At 41.2% G+C, this 16,730-nt stretch carries 16 protein-coding genes, 4 tRNA genes and 1 pseudogene; 15 read left to right on the top strand and 6 right to left on the bottom strand.

Translation table 11 applies throughout. The annotated features are described in order from the left end of the window. Positions 1–2 precede the first annotated feature (2 nt). The 9 genes from dcd to OO773_RS02730 all read left to right on the top strand — a co-directional run bounded on the left by dcd (position 3) and on the right by OO773_RS02730 (position 5,380). Positions 3–563, top strand: a complete 561-nt coding sequence (dcd, locus tag OO773_RS02770; RefSeq protein ID WP_006564778.1) for a dCTP deaminase — start codon at positions 3–5, stop codon at positions 561–563. Further along, positions 560–1,567, top strand: coding sequence for an ABC transporter permease (locus tag OO773_RS02765; RefSeq protein WP_006564777.1), 1,008 nt, complete (start codon positions 560–562; stop codon positions 1,565–1,567). Before dcd ends, OO773_RS02765 begins: the two co-directional genes overlap by 4 nt. Beyond that, a complete protein-coding gene (locus tag OO773_RS02760; RefSeq protein ID WP_176485321.1) occupies positions 1,548–3,098 on the top strand; it encodes a dipeptide ABC transporter ATP-binding protein in 1,551 nt (516 codons plus the stop codon). The genes OO773_RS02765 and OO773_RS02760 overlap by 20 nt, the downstream gene beginning before the upstream one ends. A 40-nt stretch (positions 3,099–3,138) precedes the next feature. Beyond that, positions 3,139–3,213 (top strand) — tRNA-Gly (locus OO773_RS02755). Between the two features lie 54 nt (positions 3,214–3,267). After that, complete coding sequence (locus OO773_RS02750; protein WP_034376135.1) at positions 3,268–3,546, top strand: TRL-like family protein; 279 nt, start codon at positions 3,268–3,270, stop codon at positions 3,544–3,546. Between the two features lie 45 nt (positions 3,547–3,591). Next, positions 3,592–3,678: transfer RNA gene (locus OO773_RS02745), tRNA-Leu, on the top strand. Position 3,679: 1 nt separating this feature from the next. Further along, positions 3,680–3,754: transfer RNA gene (locus OO773_RS02740), tRNA-Cys, on the top strand. A gap of 22 nt (positions 3,755–3,776) precedes the next feature. Next, positions 3,777–3,864: transfer RNA gene (locus OO773_RS02735), tRNA-Ser, on the top strand. Positions 3,865–3,883: 19 nt separating this feature from the next. Further along, positions 3,884–5,380, top strand: a complete 1,497-nt coding sequence (locus OO773_RS02730; protein ID WP_034376132.1) for a Na+/H+ antiporter NhaC family protein — start codon at positions 3,884–3,886, stop codon at positions 5,378–5,380. On the opposite strand, the gene OO773_RS02725 is transcribed toward OO773_RS02730, so the two are convergent. Next, positions 5,367–6,560, bottom strand: coding sequence for a hypothetical protein (locus OO773_RS02725; RefSeq protein WP_264828664.1), 1,194 nt, complete (start codon positions 6,558–6,560; stop codon positions 5,367–5,369). The two genes, OO773_RS02730 and OO773_RS02725, sit on opposite strands and share 14 nt — an antisense overlap. 758 nt (positions 6,561–7,318) lie before the next feature. Next, positions 7,319–8,083, bottom strand: coding sequence for a hypothetical protein (locus tag OO773_RS02720; RefSeq protein WP_264828663.1), 765 nt, complete (start codon positions 8,081–8,083; stop codon positions 7,319–7,321). Between the two features lie 139 nt (positions 8,084–8,222). Here OO773_RS02720 and OO773_RS02715 point away from each other — a divergent pair, with 139 nt between their 5' ends. The 5 genes and pseudogenes from OO773_RS02715 (at position 8,223) to OO773_RS02695 (ending at position 11,954) form a co-directional block, all read left to right on the top strand. After that, positions 8,223–9,599 (top strand): S41 family peptidase, encoded by a 1,377-nt coding sequence (locus OO773_RS02715; protein WP_073115439.1) that lies wholly within the window; start codon positions 8,223–8,225, stop codon positions 9,597–9,599. Positions 9,600–9,642: 43 nt separating this feature from the next. After that, a complete protein-coding gene (locus tag OO773_RS02710) occupies positions 9,643–10,476 on the top strand; it encodes an SH3 domain-containing protein (protein ID WP_264828662.1) in 834 nt (277 codons plus the stop codon). 21 nt (positions 10,477–10,497) lie between these two features. Continuing rightward, positions 10,498–10,704 (top strand): hypothetical protein, encoded by a 207-nt coding sequence (locus OO773_RS02705; protein ID WP_264828661.1) that lies wholly within the window; start codon positions 10,498–10,500, stop codon positions 10,702–10,704. Then, positions 10,694–11,388, top strand: a pseudogene (locus OO773_RS02700) (1-acyl-sn-glycerol-3-phosphate acyltransferase). Before OO773_RS02705 ends, OO773_RS02700 begins: the two are co-directional and overlap by 11 nt. A 170-nt stretch (positions 11,389–11,558) precedes the next feature. Next, entirely contained in the window at positions 11,559–11,954 is a 396-nt protein-coding gene (locus OO773_RS02695; RefSeq protein ID WP_232087169.1) for an SIMPL domain-containing protein, read from the top strand. Between the two features lie 157 nt (positions 11,955–12,111). Here OO773_RS02695 and metK read toward each other — a convergent pair whose 3' ends face one another. The 4 genes from metK to OO773_RS02675 form a co-directional block, all read right to left on the bottom strand. Continuing rightward, a complete protein-coding gene (gene metK, locus OO773_RS02690) occupies positions 12,112–13,266 on the bottom strand; it encodes a methionine adenosyltransferase (protein ID WP_006564772.1) in 1,155 nt (384 codons plus the stop codon). A 9-nt stretch (positions 13,267–13,275) separates the two neighbouring features. After that, positions 13,276–14,337, bottom strand: a complete 1,062-nt coding sequence (gene tsf / locus OO773_RS02685) for a translation elongation factor Ts (protein WP_006564771.1) — start codon at positions 14,335–14,337, stop codon at positions 13,276–13,278. After that, entirely contained in the window at positions 14,330–15,124 is a 795-nt protein-coding gene (rpsB, locus tag OO773_RS02680; RefSeq protein WP_176485319.1) for a 30S ribosomal protein S2, read from the bottom strand. The genes tsf and rpsB overlap by 8 nt, the downstream gene beginning before the upstream one ends. A 128-nt stretch (positions 15,125–15,252) precedes the next feature. Continuing rightward, on the bottom strand, positions 15,253–16,053 hold the full coding sequence (locus OO773_RS02675; protein ID WP_006564769.1) for a HugZ family heme oxygenase: 801 nt from the start codon (positions 16,051–16,053) through the stop codon (positions 15,253–15,255). 295 nt (positions 16,054–16,348) lie between these two features. Here OO773_RS02675 and thiS point away from each other — a divergent pair, with 295 nt between their 5' ends. Next, the gene (gene thiS, locus OO773_RS02670; RefSeq protein WP_034376126.1) at positions 16,349–16,549 is read left to right on the top strand and encodes a sulfur carrier protein ThiS; all 201 of its coding nucleotides are present in this window, start codon (positions 16,349–16,351) and stop codon (positions 16,547–16,549) included. Positions 16,550–16,730: the final 181 nt, after the last annotated feature.

The raw sequence follows: 16,730 nt of genomic DNA, 5'->3' as shown, positions 1-16,730 counted from the left end.
ATATGGGTTTGAAGGCCGATACTTGGATTAAAAAGATGAGTCTAGAGCATGCCATGATTAAGCCCTTTTGTGAGAATCAAGTGAGTAAGGGCATGGTGAGTTATGGGCTAAGTAGTTATGGCTATGATATACGCGTGGGTACGGAGTTTATGCTCTTTGAGCAACAAAAAGGAGTGGTTGATCCTAAAAACTTTGATCCGCGCTTAGTCCAAAGTATCCACACCCAAACTTTTATCACTATCCCACCTAATGCCTTTGCGCTAGCCCATAGCATAGAGTATATCCGCATGCCTAAAGATGTACTAGCCATTTGTTTAGGTAAAAGTACTTATGCGCGCTGTGGGATTATTGTCAATGTTACACCCTTTGAGCCGGAGTTTGAGGGGTATATTACTATCGAAATTTCTAACACCACTTCTTTACCGGCTAAAGTTTATGCCAATGAGGGCATCGCGCAGGTGATCTTTTTACAAGGCGATAGTGTCTGTGCTACTAGTTATAAAGACAAACAAGGCAAATACCAAGGACAACAAGGCATCACTTTGCCTAAAATTAATCCATGACCTCTCTTTCTCAAAGACGGCTTAAAGCTTTTTGTGCTAATAAGCGGGCACTTTATTCGTTTATTATTTTTAGTTTGCTTTTTTTGCTCTCTTGTAGTGCTGAGCTTTGGATCAACGATAAACCCCTTTTTATCTATAAAGATCACAAAAGCTATTTTCCTCTTTTTAAAGATTACCCTGAAACCACCTTTGGCGGGGATTTTTACACCACCACCGACTACACAGACCCTTATGTCAAAGAACACCTTCTTAAAAATGCCTTTGTAATCTGGCCCTTAGTGCCCTATTCTTATAACACCATTATTATGGATCTTAAACAAAGCGCTCCCACTCCCCCAAGTCTTAAACACCTTTTAGGTACAGACGATCAAGCCCGCGATGTGTTAGCACGGCTAGTTTATGGTTACCGCATTTCTATTTTATTTGGGCTGATTTTAAGCGTGTGTAGCGTGTTTTTAGGCGTGGCTTTGGGGGCTTTGCAGGGCTATTATGGCGGCTTTATTGATTTATTTGGCCAGCGCTTTTTAGAGATTTGGAGCGCTGTACCCATGCTTTTTTTATTGCTCATTCTCTCTAGCATGTTTACCCCTAGTTTTTGGTGGCTTTTGTTATTAGTGTTGGCCTTTAGCTGGATGAGTTTAGCCCAAGTGGTGCGCACCGAATTTTTAAGGGGGCGCAATATGGACTATGTCAAGGCCTCTTATGCGTTAGGGGTGAGTGATATGCGCGTGATTTTTTATCATATTTTGCCTAATGCTCTTGTGGCTACCATTACTTATATGCCCTTTGTCATGGCAGGGAGTATCACTACTTTAGTGAGTTTAGATTTTCTAGGCTTTGGCATGCCTGTTGGGAGCGCTTCTTTAGGTGAATTGCTCAATCAAGGTAGAAATAACCTCTATGCGCCCCATTTAGCCCTAGTTGGGTTTTTTGCTACTGCAACTTTACTTTCTTTACTCGTTTTTATCGGGGAGGGGGTGCGCGATGCCTTTAGCGGACAGTAGACCCCTACTTAGCATTCAAAATTTAGAAGCAAGAATCGGGCAGGATTTCTATTTAAAAGATATTAATTTAGAAGTATTGCCCGGGCAAAGGGTGGGTTTAGTAGGGGAGAGTGGGAGCGGGAAAAGCTCGCTAGCCCAATTAATTTTACGGCTTGTGCCCTTTATACGCGCCACTCATGGAAAAATCATATTTGAGGGTGTGGATTTATTAAGCCTTAAAACTTCTATATTAAGAATGATTAGAGGCGCACAAATTGGCTATATCGCACAAGAACCCCTCTCAGCTTTAAACCCTTTGCATAAAGTCCATAAACAGATTTTAGAAACGCTTCTTTTACACAATAAACTTTCTAAATCTAGCACGCATAACCGCCTTGTGGAAGTGATCAATCAAGTGGGGCTCTCCTTAGATTTACTTAACCGCTACCCTTATGAATTAAGCGGGGGGCAAAACCAACGCGTGGCTTTGGCTATGGCACTAATTAATCGCCCTAAGCTTTTAATTTGTGATGAACCCACCACCGCTTTAGACGCGCAGATTCAAAAGCAGATTTTAGATTTACTCTTGTACTTGAGTGTGCAAAACCAAATGGCTATTTTGATTATCAGCCATGATTTAGGGGCGATTAAACAGGTGGCTAAATCTGTTTATGTCTTGCAAAAGGGTAAAATTTGTGAGCACAACACAACAGAAGAACTCTTTAAAAACCCCAAACACCCCTACACACAGCTACTTTTAAACGCGCGCTATCTTAGCAAAAAAAGCACTCCGCCTAACACCCAAGAAGTGTTGCGCCTTAAAGATTTTAGTGTGCATTACACCAAAAAGAGATTTTTAGGCAAAGATCGCATTTTTCAGGCCATTAGCGGGGTTAATTTAAGTTTACACGCGCAAGAAACCTTAGGCGTCATGGGGGCATCTGGTAGTGGGAAGAGTTCGCTAGCGCTAGGGATTTTAAAACTTGCTAAAAGTCAAGGAGAAATGTATTTATTAAATAAGCCTATTCATTTGCTTAACTCCAAAGCCTTTAGACCCTTAAGAAAATCTCTACAAATTGTCTTTCAAAACCCTTATGCCTCTTTAAACCCCCGCTGGAGTGTACAAGATATTTTATTAGAAGGCTCAAACTCTTTAGATAAAAATTTAGCCATAGAGAGTTTAGAAGCGGTAGGATTAGAGGCTAAGTATTTAGATTGTTATCCCTTTGAGTTAAGCGGAGGGCAACGCCAGAGGGTAGCCATTGCACGGGCTATTATCAACCGCCCACAAGTGGTTTTAATGGACGAGCCCACATCGGCTTTGGATAAGAGTTTACAAAAGGTGGTGCTTAATTTGCTTTTAGAGTTACAGGCAAAAATGCGCCTTAGCTATATTTTTATTAGCCATGATTTAGATGTCATTGAAAGCATGTGCGATCGTGTTCTTGTAGTAAAAGGCGGGCAAGTAGTAGAAAGCGGCCAAGTAGATGTTATCTTTAAAAACCCCAAACACCCCTACACCCAGCAACTTTTAAAGACGCGCTTAACTTGACTTGTTAAGTAAATGTTGCTAAAATGTGCGTTTTTATTGTGCGGGAATAGCTCAGTGGTAGAGCACGACCTTGCCAAGGTCGGGGCCGCGGGTTCGATCCCCGTTTCCCGCTCCAAAATTCATCTTGAAGGGCTTTTAGTGTTGCGCGTTTCTAAGCTTATAAGTGTGTGTGTGTGTGGGCGTTTTAGTTAGTGGTTGTGCATCACCTTTCCCTGTAGGAATTTTATTTACGGGTGTAACGCTTCCGGTTTCGGGAAATAATGAAAGTGGTTCTAAGAGGGATGAGGCAATTTGTCATAGCATTCTTGGCATTGCCGCCTTTGGCGATTGTTCGGTAGAAAAAGCTGCTCAAGCAGGAGGTATTAAAACCATTAAGTCTGTGGATCGTAAGGTAACAAATATACTAGGACTTTACGGCCACTATGTAACCATTGTCAAAGGCGACTGATCGCTAGCTTCCAAAACGCCGGGCGGATAGCGCCCGCGTTTGTTTGCCCAGGTGGTGGAATAGGTAGACACAAGGGACTTAAAATCCCTCGGTAGCAATACCGTGCCGGTTCAAGTCCGGCTTTGGGCACCATGGCGACGTAGCCAAGTGGTAAGGCATGGGTCTGCAAAACCTTGATTCCCCGGTTCAAATCCGGGCGTCGCCTCCAAAATTTAACTTTTTAAACTTAGCGGGAGATGGCTGAGCGGTTGAAAGCGGCGGTCTTGAAAACCGTTGAGGGTAACACCTCCGGGGGTTCAAATCCCTCTCTCCCGGCCACATTCTCTTAAGGAATTTCTTGGGACATTCTCCCTTAAGTCTACTTGTGCCTCTTTTTGTAATTGCTATGGTGATTTTTACGCGTAGAGTTGCTCTTGCGCTTTTTAGCGGCATGGTTTTAGGCGCTTTATTGCTCACAGATGGGCATCTCTCTAGCCTTGTGATCTATCTTTACACAAAGATTAGCGCCGTGTTTTATCATAAAAAATCACAAGGCCTAATCCCTAATTTAAATAGCCTATATGTCTTTGGCTTTTTAATTCTACTAGGGATTTTAAGCCAGATCATTGCTAGCAGCGGGGCGATTAATTCTTTTGTGCGTTGGGCTAAAAACCATGTGCAAAGCGCGCGCCAATCAGAAGGCATTGCACTTATAGCCGGGATTGTGATTTTTATTGATGATTATTTTAACGCCTTAATTGTAGGCCAAATTAGTAAAACCCTAAATGATGCGCACAAATCAAGCCGTGAACGCTTAGCTTATATTATTGATTCAACCTCAGCGCCTGTGTGTTTGCTTGTGCCGCTTTCTAGTTGGGGGGCTTACATCGTGGGGGTGATGCAAAATGAGGGTTCGCCCTTGCTTAAAGAGGGTTTTGCTTTGCTACTTAAAAGTACGCTGAGTAATTATTATGCGTGGTTTGCGCTTTTAGCTGTGTTTTTAACCATTCTTTGGCAAATTAATTTACCGGCCATGCAAAAATACCAAAATGTAGGTGTGCAAGATATAAAATTACAACCCCTCAAAGAAGCCCCCCTTTCTATTTTGCTCTTAAGCATTGCTATGCTTCTTGTGAGTACTACGATTTTAATGTTTTATACAGGCTATATAGGGGGCACCCATAAAGATTTTTTAGACATTTTAGGCCATATTAATAGCGCGCTTTCTCTCTTTGTAGGGGGGATTGTTTCTTTAATCTTTTGTCTCTTTCTAGCTTGGCGCTATCTACCACCCAATAGCCTTTTTTCTTTGATCTATCAGGGCTTTAAAAGCATGGCCTCTGCGATTGTGATTTTAGTATTAGCTTGGGCAATTGGTCCTATGATTAGAGATGATTTACAAACAGGATTGTATTTAGCCAGTTTGATTGCACATTTTCAGGGCGTGTTTTTACTCATGCCCTTACTGTTATTTTTAATTTCAGGATTTATTGCCTTTAGCACGGGTACTAGTTGGGGGGCTTTTGCGATCATGCTTCCTATTGGTACAGCAATGGTGAGTGTGGTGGGGGGTGATATTGTGCTAGTGGTTTCAGCGATTTTATCAGGGGCGGTTTATGGCGATCACGCCTCGCCTATTTCAGATACAACCATTCTATCAGCCACAGGGGCGGGCTGTTCAGTTCAAAGCCATTTTTTAACCCAACTACCCTATGCCACCCTTACGGCTGCCTGTGCCATGCTTGCTTTTCTCATTGCTAGCCTCACGCTTTCTAAGATAGTGGGCTTTATCGGGGGTGCTTTGTTTTTAATAGCCCTTTTTTATGGTTTAAAGCGCATGTTTAAAAATAACTAAAACTAAGCTTTGGTCCATGAATAGAGGTGTTAATGGCAATCAGCTGGCTTCTAAGCGCGCGGTAATAGGTATTGGTCTCTTCAATGGATTCATGTTTGGTTTCAAAGGTACGCACACGGGTATAAGAATTAGAAATCTGTGAAACCAACATTCTTAGAGATTTTTCGGCTTGCAAGTGATCGTCAACATTTAAGGCCTTTTTTAAGACTAAAATTTGGGATTCAAGTTGTTTAAAATGGGGGAGATCAAAAGAGAGCATGGGCGTTTTATGCACGCCGTATAAAATTTTATTGATGAAAGCATCTAAGGGGGTGTTATGCACGATTTCATAGGCCTCTAAACAGGCAAGTACATCTGAAATATTATTAATTGTGGTATTAACTTGGGGGTTTTGATCTAGGGTGTATAAAATTCTTAAAATCATGGATAAATTATGTTGATCGTGGATAATTGCTTGTTCATGGCTAAAACAAGCGTGGTGTGAGTAGCGACTCTTGAGTTTTTCTAGGCTATGGTAAACATGCTCTAATTTATGGGTGATGTGGGGGGAATTATCGGCATTATCTACCATGAAAGTTTCTAAATACCGTTCTAAACTATGGTTAGAGGGGGCTAAAAGGGTGTGGTAAATATGCAAGATGTGGTTAGTATAAAGGGTTAAATCAGGTGTTTCTAACCAGATATTATCAAAGGGGGTATTAGATAAACTCTGGGCTATAGATTTAAGGGTATTGGCAAGCAAATACGATCGAATCTTAGCATGATCTGAATTGATGCTATCTACAAGAGATTGTACAGCCTGTTTGAGATTAGGATCATTGGGGTGGGTTTGCATATGCTCTTGTACACTTTTAAATTTTTCAATGAGTGTTTTTGTTGCAAAGGGGAGAGGAGAGGGGAAAATCAGTTGCGTGGTGGCTATTTGCATGAATTGGGGTAAAAGCATAGCTTTAAAAGCTAAAAAGCTCTGTGTAAAGTGTCTATAAAGGGGTCTATCAAGGGCTCTTAAATGGGCATTAGCGATAGTATAAATTTTGAGTGCAGATTGCATAGCCACACTGGTTTGTACAACAGAGGTCATTTTTTGATCAAAACCTAGAGAAAAAATCAAGTGCTTAAGAGGTTCTAATAAATTTGTATCATGGATATTTAAGGGGAGTAAGGCCTCTAAAAAAGCCAAACCTTTTTGTTGCGTGGGGGTGGCGTATGCGCAGGATTTGCATTTATCTTTGAAGTTTAAAATTAGAGTATTAACACTCGGGGCTTCTGGGTTTTCATGGAGAGTCTTTGAAAAGAAAGAAATATCAGGCGACGGCGGGAGGGGGTTAGCAAAGAGAGTTGTAACATATCTTTGAAGTTTAAAATTAGAGTATTAACACTCGGGGCTTCTGGGTTTTCATGGAGAGTCTTTGAAAAGAAAGAAATATCAGGCGACGGCAGAGGGGGTTAGCAAAGAGAGTTGTAACAAGAACAGGGGGGATTAAAATCCATTTATTCATAGGTGTACTCCAGATAAAAAAATAATATACTTTATGAATTCATAATAAAGTTAACCTTAAAAAATAATTGTATGAGAAACAGCACGGGTATGTAAGTCTATAAAAGAAAACAAAAAGTAAATGAAACTTGAGATTAAGCTTAAGTTAAAATTAGCGCTTTTTGTGTCTTTAAATTTTTAAAAGCACAGGGGCTTTTTTGCATTTCATGGAATTTATCTTGTTAGGCGTGTAGCGTGATGGTTAAAAATGGTGTGTTTTGTTACAGATGTGGAGGGGTTAAAAAAGCTTTGGGTGTGCTGGAGTACTAAGTTTTTACTAGCTGTGCTGATAGTGGCTAGATCTGCTAACCAACATTTTGTGCCAAAAAGCCCGTTGATAAAAATAGGGATTCTCTTGGTTAAAAAAAGCGCTTTGGGTGTGCTGGAGTACTAAGTTTTTACTAGCTGTGCTGATAGTGGCTAGATCTGCTAACCAAGGGTGGAATATTTGTAATGAGGGTAATAAGAATTTTAGCGTTATAAAAGGCTATAAGAATGATGAGGGGCTGATAAAAACTTAAAACCAAACACTTTTTAAAATAAAGCCCTAATAGGCGCAGACCAAATAATCCAAGTGGCAAGATAAAAATAGCCAAAGCTAGCCATAAATACAGTTCAATAGAGACCATTACAGTTAGAGCTAGAATGTAAATAAGAAGTATCCCTTGAGATATGACAAGGGCTAAAATGAGCATAACAGAAATGAGGGTTTCTGAGTTAATAGGCTTAATTTGGCTGATGAGTAAAACAAGGGTGTGGAAATTTTGATTGATCAGAAATTCTAAATCTAAATGGGTTTCTTCTAAATTAAAAGCAGAGGCAGATGCCTTTAAACTTGCATGGATAAGCTCTGTTAGAGTATTAGCCGGGTAAAAGATGAGGTGTTTAAGTTCTGTGTAAAAATCTTGTGGGTGGTGGATTGCATAATTAAAAAGGGTGAAAAAGAGGGCAAAGGAAGCAAGGCTAAAAAGGGTTTTCCACTTAAAAAAATCTAAGGTGCGTATCCTTTGATAAGCCCATAACATCAAGGCTAAAACCATGCAAAGATTACAAAATAAGGAAAATTGTGGCAACTCTAAAATCTGAGTCCCTAAATTAGAGAGAAGAGTTTGGGTTGGATCAAGAAAAAAATGCAAAACACTCTGGTAGAGTTGCAAAGACTCCAAATAATAACCTTAAGGGTTGGGTTTTAGCGATTATAGTGGGCGGGAGTTTAATACAGACTAAAATAAAGTTTAAATTGTAAAATCGCGCATTTTTAGATAAAATGGCGGCTTTAACGCGAATAATTAGATAAGGGAAATGATGAACAAGTATTTTACGATGGGGGTTGTGTCGTCTATTTTAAGCGTGTGGCTGGTAGCCCATAATCTGCAACAAGAAGTGGCTCAAGTTACCCCCACGCACGCTAGAAGCTTTAAAAAAAATAGCAAACCCACCACTGCTGAACGCCTCAATGCTTTAAAGAAATTTTCTAGTGTGGTGGAACAAATTGAGCGCTACTATGTAGATCAGGTGAGCATTAATGATATTGTAGATAAGGCCATTGACGGACTTTTAAGTAATTTAGATGCCCACTCGTCTTATTTAACGGCTAAAAAATTTAGAGATTTTAGAGCCCAAACAGAGGGTGAGTTTGGCGGGTTAGGTATCACGGTTGGAATCCGCGATGGCGCGCTTACAGTGATTGCCCCCCTAGATGATACACCTGCCTTTAAAGCTGGGATCAAAGCTGGAGATGTGATTTTAAAGATCAACCAAGAGAGCACGCTCAACATGAGTATTGATAATGCTGTTAATTTAATGCGAGGCAAGCCTAAAACCCCTATTGAACTCACCATTGTGCGTAAATCTGAACCCAAGCCCATTATTATCAAAATGATCCGTGACATCATTAAAATCAAATCCGTACACGCTAAAAAAATTGAGGGCACAAACTTTTTATATGTGCGGGTTAATTCCTTTGATCGCAATGTGGTTAAGGGCGTACTTAGCGAACTTAACAAGGCTAAAAATTTACAAGGAATTGTACTAGATTTGCGCTCTAACCCGGGGGGATTACTCAACCAAGCCATTGATCTTTCCAATCTCTTTATCAAACATGGCATCATTGTGTCGCAAAAAGGGCGTATTAAATCTGAAGACATTGAATACCGCGCTAATGGCAGAGCCCCCTATCCTAACTTGCCCATTGCCGTACTAGTCAATGCTGGTACAGCTAGTGCAAGCGAGATTGTTTCAGGTGCACTGCAAGATCACAAAAGGGCGATTATCATTGGTGAAGACACCTTTGGTAAGGGTAGTGTACAAACCACTTTCCCTATAGGTAGAGACGAGGCTATTAAAATCACCATTGCCCGCTATTATTTGCCCAGTGGGCGTACTATTCAAGCAGTCGGGATCAAACCAGATATTTTGATTTATCCGGGCAGTGTGCCTCAAGATGGGAGTAAGTTTAGTTTAAAAGAAGCAGACTTAAAACACCATTTGCAACAAGAACTCCAAGAGTTAAATACCAAAAAAGATAATAAAAAACCGGTGCCGGGTAAAAAAGAAAATAAAGAGGAAAAGGCAATCACGCTTAAAGACATCAACGCTGATATTCAGCTTAAAGTCGCGATTGACACTCTCAAGGTATGGGATATTCTTATGGCTGCTAAGAAAGAGAGCGTTCATAAGTAAAAAAATAGGGGTGAGGCATTTTATAGGCTACATTCTAGGGTTTTTGGTTTTCTTATTAGGTTTACAAGCAGAGGAAGAGCCTAAAGCTAAGGTTGTTTATCTCAAGGTGTTAAACCTGCAAGAACTGAGTAGTAAACCTGTATATGTGGGGCAGAGTGTTTCTGTGCAATATAGCCTTTTACTTTTTCCACAAGCCAAATTCTTAGGCGCTGAACTCTCTAAAATTCCGGATTCCAAACAACTCAAACGCCTTAATTTTACGCCCACTTGGAAAGCTTTAGGCAATGATACTTTTAGTGCAACCTACATTTATAAGGTAACAGGAACTCAAGCGATAATCCCTGAACTTAAAGTGAGTGCTTTTGTTAAAGATCAAGGTTATGTAGATAGCTCTAGCGCGCCTAGTATCCCCTTACAAGTAGTTGATCTCTCCTTGCACCCTAATTATGTCGGAGTGGTCGCGCGTGATTTTAAGATCATAGGTTATAAGGTTAAAGAGTATGATAGTACCCATAATATTTTGGTCTTTGAAATAGAAAGTAAGGGAGCGAATTTAGAGGATTTTAAAATTGCAGGGAGTATCAAACAGGGGTTTGAAAGCACGCATTTTGGGATAGATCATTCTAGCGGGGTTTATTACTGTATTTTGCCTAAAAATATGCAAGCTCTTTCCTTTAATTATTTTTCTTTACAAGAGGAGCAGTTTAAGGAATTGCATTTTTCTCTCATTCCCATTGATGAGAGTGTGAGTACACAAAGCAACCTCAAGCCTATTTGCCTAAAAATATGCAAGCTCTTTCCTTTAATTATTTTTCTTTACAAGAGGAGCAGTTTAAGGAATTGCATTTTTCTCTCATTCCCATTGATGAGAGTGTGAGTATACACAAAGCAACCTCAGTTGTTATTTAATATCTTTTCTACTTACCGCAATGGGCTTTTAAAAGCGCGATCAGAAATTAAAATTTTACCTACAGAAAACTCTACCTTACTAGCCACCCCACAGCAAGTTTTACATGTAAAAATCATCGGTTCGCATGCCAAGTATTATAAAATCATGACTAATGATGAAAAAATAGGTTGGGTGAAAAAAGAAGATGTGGAGTAAGATACGCGGGATTTATGCGCTTTTGGTGGTAGGATTGGGGCTTGGCTTTATTATCTTGATGAATTTTCTTACCCGCAAACATAACAATTCGCGCCAGACTCGCAAATGGTGTCGCTCTTTCTTCTTTTTAATGGGTTCTCCCCTAGAAATAATAGGCGAATTTGATACTAGCGCTAGTTTAATTGTACTCAACCACCAAAGCATCATTGATATTATCTGTTTAGAGGCCTATCACCCTAGTAATATTTGCTGGATTGCTAAAAAAGAGCTAGGCGACATTCCTTATTATGGCTATGCGCTTAAAACCCCTGGAATGATTTTAATTGATCGAGACGATAGAAGAGGTTTAGCCTCCTTGATCAAAGTTGCTAAAGAAAAATTAGATCAAGGGCGTCCGCTGGTGATCTTTCCAGAAGGCATGGCTATGCGCTTAAAACCCCTGGAATGATTTTAATTGATCGAGACGATAGAAGAGGTTTAGCCTCCTTGATCAAAGTTGCTAAAGAAAAATTAGATCAAGGGCGTCCGCTGGTGATCTTTCCAGAAGGCACGCGCGGCAGGGGTGAGGGGGCGTTGGTGCTTTTAAAGGCCTTTGAGCCAGATTTGAGTACAAATTGGTATCAAGACTTAGAGGCGTACATGCAAGCAGAATATACCAAGCATTATCAAGAACTGCATGGCTAATTTATTGCTTTTTATGTTTGGGCATGCTAGAATGCGTGGTTCTTGTTGGGGTTGAGTACAAATTGGTATCAAGACTTAGAGGCGTATATGCAAGCAGAATATACCAAGCATTATCAAGAACTGCATGGCTAATTTATTGCTTTTTATGTTTGGGCATGCTGAGGGTTTTTATGTTTAGTTCTTCTCTGATCAAATGGGGTGGGGTAGGGATAGTTAGCACCTTTCTGATTTTAGGCTGTTCTAAAGTTGCTAATATCAATCCGGGTCAGCCCACTACTGGACAGGTAAAACCCATTCATGGATATAGTTGCAACAAGCAAAAAATGTGGCCTATTTGGCCCTATGGCAAAAAAGGGATAGAAAATCTTAAAAAAGAAGCCATGCAACAGGCACAAGATCAAGCTGATGCTTACGCTAAAAGTTTAGGTAAGAGCGAAGGAGAGCTTATCAACACCACTGTAACCCTAGAAAGCTGGCCTTTACCCCGCTATTTGTTTTTCCTTGGAAGCAAATGCGTAAAAGTGCAGGGTTATGCACGGGCTAAAGATAAAGGCTCATTGCTCTAATTAAGCGCGTAAGTCAAGGCTTAAGGGTTTTTGGTGTGGTTGTTGTTTTTTACAAAGACGCCAACAGGGGATAAGGCGCTTTGTTGTTTTTAAGCAAACACCCACTTATAAAATCTTTAGGCTTTTTACTCGTTCGTATAATTTTCTATCTCAACCCTCAAACGCTCTTGCCTAAAAAATCTTGAATCGCCTCCACCTTGTCTAAGGCCTCCCAGCTAAAACCCTCCCTTCCAAAATGCCCGTAAGTGGCGGTTTTTCTATAAATGGGGCGTAATAGATCAAGGCTTTGCATAATACCCTTTGGTGTGAGTTTAAACAAAGAGCGCACGCAAGATTCTAGCACTTCTGGGCTATAAGAACTGGTGTTGTGGGTGTTGACATAAACTGAGATGGGATCAACAATGCCAATGGCATAGGCTAGTTGTACTGTTGCGCGCATGCAAACCCCGCTGGCTACAAGATTTTTAGCGATGTAGCGTGCCATGTAGGCTGCGCTTCTATCCACCTTTGAAGGGTCCTTACCGCTAAAAGCCCCGCCTCCATGCGGGCAACTCCCGCCATAAGTATCCACGATAATTTTACGGCCTGTCAAGCCCGCATCGCCTTGTGGCCCACCAATGACAAATTTACCTGTAGGGTTGATGTGGTACTTAATATCATCGTTGATAAATTCCTGAGGCAAAACTTTATACACAATCTCCTCAATAATAGCCTCTCTTAAGGATTTTTGATCGATCTCTGGGGAGTGCTGGGTGGAGATCACGATCGTATCAATCCCAATAGGTTTATGCCCCTCATAGCGCACGGTTACTTGTGCCTTGCCATCGGGTCTTAAAAAGGGCAAAACCCCGCTTTTTCTAGCTTGAGCTAGGCCTGAGGTGATCGCATGGGCAAGATGGATAGCTAGGGGCATAAAATTTTGTGTCTCGCTACAAGCATAGCCAAACATCAAACCCTGATCACCAGCGCCTACTTCGCCATCAGCTCTATCCACCCCCTGATTAATATCCGGGCTTTGCTCACCTATGCCATTGAGTACGGCTGCACTTCTATAATCAAATCCATAAAGTGCATCGGTATAGCCAATGTCTTTAATCACACCGCGGGCAATTTCTTGCATCGGAGCATAAACGCGGGTTTTAAGCTCACCTGTGATCACACAAAAGCCATTAGCCAACAAAGTTTCACACGCCACCCGCGCCCCCTCATCGCGCTCAATGATGTAGTCTAAAATGGCATCGCTGATTTGATCGGCCATTTTATCTGGATGCCCTTCTGTAACCGACTCTGAGGTGAAAAGATAGCGCCCCATAAACTCTCCTTACTGCATTTGTGCGGCCACTTCAGCTGCAAAATCCTCGCTTTTTTTCTCAATCCCCTCGCCCACTTCAAAGCGCACAAACTCCACAATTTCTATTTTGTCATGCATTTGCGCGCTCTTTTCCTCTAAAATTTGCTGGATCGTCTTTTTCTCATCCATCACAAAAAATTGCCCTAAAAGGCTGAGGCGTTGATCTAAAAGGGTATTATCTGCAATGAAGCGCTCCATTTTGCCCGGAATAATCTTTTCAAAAATCTTTTCTGGTTTTTTCTGGGCGCGTAGTTCCTCTTTAAACACCTCCTCTTGTGTGGCCAAAACATCAGGGGTTAATTCCACACGGCTGACATAAGTAGGCATGGTTTTTAAAGGCTTGCCTAAGCGTTTTGCCTCCTCATTTTCCTTTTCTATCTCAGCTAACAAGGCAATTTTTTCTTTGGCTACAAATTCCGGACTAAAGGCTTTATAAGTGAGTACAACCGGTTTCATTGCAGCCGCGTGCATGGCAATTTGGCGGGCTAGTTCTTTAAGTTCTGTGGCGTGCTTGGGGTTTTGGTGTGCTATTTTAACCACCACACCCACGCGGTGGTTAGCATGCAAATAGGCGTTGAGTACTTCATTATCTTGAGCTTGCATGCGCACTAAACGCCTCACCACGATATTTTCCCCGATCTTAGCAATAGCAGCGTGCAAATAATCCTGATAGCTTTGCCCATTTAAAGAGGCTTTTAAAAGCGCCTCCTCACTTGAGACATGTTGATCTTTTGCCAGTTTAAGGGTTTGTTCTACCAGCGCTTTAAAATGCTCGTTTTTAGCCACAAAGTCCGTTTCACTATTAATCTCTAACATAATGGCCTGTTTATCGCTTACATCTAAAGCAATCACCCCCTCATTTGCCACGCGATCGGCCTTTTTAATGGCTTTGCTCAAACCATTTTCTCGTAGATATGCCACCGATTTTTCTAAATCCCCGCCACATTCTACTAAAGCCTTTTTACAATCCATCATCGGCGCATCGGTCATTTCTCTAAGCTGTTTGACCTGTGCCGCACTTACACTACTCATGGCTTTCTCCTTGTTCCTGACGCACTTCCTCTAAAATTTCCTCCTGCTCAGCCCCACTAGCAGCTATCATTTCCTCTACCACTTCCTCTACCACTTCCTCGCTTTTGCCCACTAATTCGCGCCCCTCTGTAATGGCCTCTGCCATCTCTTTACAAAATAACGCAATGGAGCGAATCGCATCATCATTACCCGGAATAGGGTAGTCAACCAAATCTGGATCGCAGTTGGTATCTAGGGGGGCGATAATAGGAATACCTAGCCTTCTAGCTTCAGCAACGGCGATCTTTTCTTTGACTACATCAATAATAAACATCATATCCGGCATTTTTTTCATATGGCGCACACCCCCTAAATACTTCTCCAGCTTTTCCTTCTTGCGCAAGATCATGAGTTTTTCTTTCTTAGTGAGTAGATCAATTTGCCCGCTATTTTCCATCTCCTCCATGATTTCTAACTTGCGTACAGATTTTCTAATCGTGCTAAGGTTAGTGAGCATGCCGCCTAGCCAGCGGTAATTGACATAGGGGACATTGACCTGAGTGGCGTATTCTTTTAAAGTATCGCTAGCCTGCTTTTTAGTGCCCACAAACATGATTGTTTTACCCTCAGCGCTAGCGTCTCTAACGATGTTATAGGTGTAGCGGAAATAGCGCAGGGTTTTTTGTAAATCTATGATGTGGATATTTTTACGCACCCCAAAGATAAAGCGCGCTGTTTTAGGATTCCAACGCCTTGTTTGGTGGCCAAAATGTACGCCACACTCCAATAAATCTTTCATGGTAATCATCAATGCTCCTTAAAGTTTGCCTCCACGCCCTTTTAACACTTTAAGGTTGGGCGTGTGTGATTTTGCATAAAGCAAGTGGGCATTTTAACACAGATAGCCTAAAAAACAACTAAGCCAGCCGCTTAAAACTAATGTTTAGGGTGGTGGGCGTGGGGCTTACCTTGAGAGTGTGGGTTACCCTTGCCTCCGACATAAGAAAGATTGCCGTGTGCATCTACATCATAAGCCTGACCAAACCCTTTTACAAAGCGCCCCTTAATAAATTCTAATTTGATCAAATGAAAATCTTGCATGTGGCGGATAGTTTCTAACCCTCTTCCTTTGCCATGCTTATTTAAAAAACTATCATAGACACGATCAAACTCCGCCCCCCTGTCTATGAAATGCAGGTGGGTTTTATAGCGCAAACGGCGGCGCAAAATGGGAGATTTAGCGCTAGCTTCATCTTCTAAAAACATGATTTCTACATTATCTGGGTGGGCCTTAAAAGCCTTAAAATGCTCGGCTACTTCGCTGACATAAATGTAAAACTGAGGGTGGCCTTCTACCTCATCTACTAATAAAGCGCTATAAGAGCAAACAACTTGGTTTTCTGGATTGAGACTTGCAATACACACACTGCTAAAACCGGCGCGGAAGTTTTCTAAATCTTGTTGTACGGCGTGTAGATCTGTGGTTTGTGGAATAGAAGTACATAAACTAATAATGGCATCTTTAACCCCATTAAAATCACTCACTTTAGAGGGATAGTCAATTTTTAAGCTGCCTTGCTTGCCCTCTGCGCTGTAGCCAATTTCAATATGCTCAAAGGTGGCCTCTTTTAAGTGCACTTCTTGGGCATGCTTAACATTCCCAAACTTAGCTAGCAAAGCCTCCATGTCTTTAACATGGTTTTTATTCATGTGATCAAGGATAAATTGCTTATCCATAAAAAGCTCCTTATGTTGGTTTAAAACGCAGTGCACTTCTTGGGCATGCTTAACATTCCCAAACTTAGCTAGCAAAGCCTCCATGTCTTTAACATGGTTTTTATTCATGTGATCAAGGATAAATTGCTTATCCATAAAAAGCTCCTTATGTTGGTTTAAAACGCCATTTTAGCATGGGCAAAATTTATTTGCGTATAAAAAGTGTGTACTATGGGTTTTACTGGCTTTGTGATAGTTTTAACAAAACAATTATGCTAGCATGTACGCTTATGAAAAGATTTTAGAAAGGAGTCTTATGCAGGTGTTTGTCAATGGGCAGGCTAAAGAGTTTGGTGAGGTTTTAAATGTCCATGCGGCTATTAAACAGCTAGGGATTGAAAAACATGTGTGTGCAGTAGCCCTAAATGAAAAGGTAGTCAAGAAAGAAAATTGGGAAAATACAGCACTACAAGAAAACGATCGCTTAGAGTGCTTGCAGTTTATGGGCGGGGGGTGAGAGTAGCTAGAGAAGTCCTTGAGGGGGCTATTTTTGTATCTGATGTCCACCACCAAGAGGGTTTATCCCACTTTCCCCGCCTTTTAAATCACCTTCTAGCTAGTCCGCCCAGTCAACTCTTTTTAATGGGGGATATTTTCCAGATTTTAGTAGGCAGTGTCAAAAGCAGTTACAGGCCTTA

The organism is Helicobacter suis HS1 (assembly GCF_026000295.1).
Classification (GTDB): Bacteria; Campylobacterota; Campylobacteria; order Campylobacterales; family Helicobacteraceae; genus Helicobacter; species Helicobacter suis.
Note: the sequence above shows the minus strand (reverse complement) of the source record. Positions and strands in the feature narration are given on the sequence as shown.

What these genes read in the sequence shown, in the direction of transcription:
- dcd (WP_006564778.1), top strand. Translation starts at nt 3, where the DNA reads ATGGGTTTGAAGGCCGATACTTGGATTAAAAAGATGAGTCTAGAGCAT.
- OO773_RS02765 (WP_006564777.1), top strand. Translation starts at nt 560, where the DNA reads ATGACCTCTCTTTCTCAAAGACGGCTTAAAGCTTTTTGTGCTAATAAG.
- OO773_RS02760 (WP_176485321.1), top strand. Translation starts at nt 1,548, where the DNA reads ATGCCTTTAGCGGACAGTAGACCCCTACTTAGCATTCAAAATTTAGAA.
- OO773_RS02715 (WP_073115439.1), top strand. Translation starts at nt 8,223, where the DNA reads ATGAACAAGTATTTTACGATGGGGGTTGTGTCGTCTATTTTAAGCGTG.
- OO773_RS02695 (WP_232087169.1), top strand. Translation starts at nt 11,559, where the DNA reads ATGTTTAGTTCTTCTCTGATCAAATGGGGTGGGGTAGGGATAGTTAGC.
- metK (WP_006564772.1), bottom strand. Translation starts at nt 13,266, where the DNA reads ATGGGGCGCTATCTTTTCACCTCAGAGTCGGTTACAGAAGGGCATCCA.
- tsf (WP_006564771.1), bottom strand. Translation starts at nt 14,337, where the DNA reads ATGAGTAGTGTAAGTGCGGCACAGGTCAAACAGCTTAGAGAAATGACC.
- rpsB (WP_176485319.1), bottom strand. Translation starts at nt 15,124, where the DNA reads ATGATTACCATGAAAGATTTATTGGAGTGTGGCGTACATTTTGGCCAC.
- OO773_RS02675 (WP_006564769.1), bottom strand. Translation starts at nt 16,053, where the DNA reads ATGGATAAGCAATTTATCCTTGATCACATGAATAAAAACCATGTTAAA.
- thiS (WP_034376126.1), top strand. Translation starts at nt 16,349, where the DNA reads ATGCAGGTGTTTGTCAATGGGCAGGCTAAAGAGTTTGGTGAGGTTTTA.